The sequence below is a fragment of the Methanoregula sp. genome, from assembly GCF_002835825.1.
Classification (GTDB): Archaea; Halobacteriota; Methanomicrobia; order Methanomicrobiales; family Methanospirillaceae; genus Methanoregula.
The window spans coordinates 1-1,437 of the sequence record NZ_PIZH01000524.1 but is presented as its reverse complement, the minus strand read 5'-3'; the positions used below and the strand labels follow the sequence as shown (position 1 = coordinate 1,437).

Annotated in this window: 1 protein-coding gene and 1 pseudogene; one reads left to right on the top strand and one right to left on the bottom strand. The window is 57.6% G+C overall.

Annotation, left to right across the window (positions count from 1 at the left end; translation table 11 throughout):
- Positions 1–622 (top strand): annotated as a pseudogene (locus tag CW742_RS12935) (glutamyl-tRNA reductase); the annotation flags it as partial.
- A gap of 137 nt (positions 623–759) precedes the next feature.
- Here the strand turns inward: CW742_RS12935 and CW742_RS12930 are convergent.
- The gene (locus CW742_RS12930) at positions 760–1,338 is read right to left on the bottom strand and encodes an NAD(P)H-dependent oxidoreductase (RefSeq protein WP_292421016.1); all 579 of its coding nucleotides are present in this window, start codon (positions 1,336–1,338) and stop codon (positions 760–762) included.
- Positions 1,339–1,437: the final 99 nt, after the last annotated feature.

Below are 1,437 nucleotides of genomic sequence, written 5' to 3'. Positions count from 1 at the left end.
GCTCCAGGAAATGTATCACTACATCACGCTCTCCGATGTGGTCATCACCTGCACTTCCGCGCCTCACCCGATCATTCACCGGAAGGATCTCGCGCGGGCGATGAGGGATCGCTGCTGGCCGGTCGAGGGTCACCCGCGCCCGCTCATAATTGTCGACATCGCCCAGCCCCGCGATGTTGAAGAGGGATCGGATACCATCGATGGCGTCCGGCTCTTCACCATCGACAGCCTCCGCAGCATCAACGAGCAGACCATGAGTACGCGCAAAGCCGAGGCCGACCGGGCCCATTCATTCGTCGAGGCCGAGCTTGCGATCTTCCTGCGCCACCTCAACCGCAGGTCCGCCGATGAGGTGCTTGGCCGGCTTCACACCTGGGCCGAGTCCGTGCGGGTCCGGGAACGCGACCGTGCGCTTGCCCGGCTTGGGTGCATCGATCCGAAAGCTGCAGCGGTGATCGACGATCTCTCCCGCGTCCTTGCACGAAAACTGATCACGGATGTCACCTTCTCGATCCGCGCCTGCGCTGAGAATGGTGATCTCTGCACCGCCGAAGCGCTCGTCCGGGCGGTGACGGAGGGGGAGAGTATCGGCAATCCCCCGCAGCCTGACCATCCCAAATAACCAGGAGACGGTCGCCCGTCCTTCATCCGGTTACAGGGGTATGCGTCCGTAATCCTGCATGCCGTTATACTATTGAAAATGCCGTTCGCTCAACGACGCGATTATCGTGCCGGAAGAAATGTGTCTGATATTGGGTGTCAGAAAAAGACGTCTTCCCGTGGAAGCCTCATTTTCGGGGGCGGGCTGTCAGCGGCATACCCTATCGCACAGAGAACAACGGGAACATACTCCTCGGGAAGGAAGAGGACGTCTGCAAATGCAGCCGGATCGAATCCGCCCATCGGGCATGAATCGAACCCCAGCGACTTAGCACCGTTAACCGCGTTGCCAAGGGCGATATAGATCTGCTCGCGGGCAAAACTCATCCGTTGTTCGGCGCTCATCGAGCTGATATATTCCCGGATCATTGTCGCGTATTGCTCCACGACCTGTTTTTGGACGCCGCTCTGGAGCATTCCTTCAAGAACCTTATCGAGGAGTGCTTCAAGCTCGGTATTGGCGCAGATGACAAGGAGATGTGAACAGGAGGTGATCTGGGGCTGGTCGTTGGCATGGGGCCGGAGGCTCGCCTTGATCCGGCTTGCAGAGACGATCTTGATCTTCCATGGCTGGAGGTTGAATGCCGAAGGGGAGTACCGGATGATATCGAGAAGCAAAAAGAGTTTCTCTTCCTCCACCATCCGGCCATCAAACTGCTCGGTGGCGTATCGTTGCATTACGATGTCTTCTGTCTCTTATACAACTCTCCGAGCCAACGTGCCGGACTCCTACCCCGTATGCCGTCCTCTGCATGAAAACAAAAAAATAATAACCAA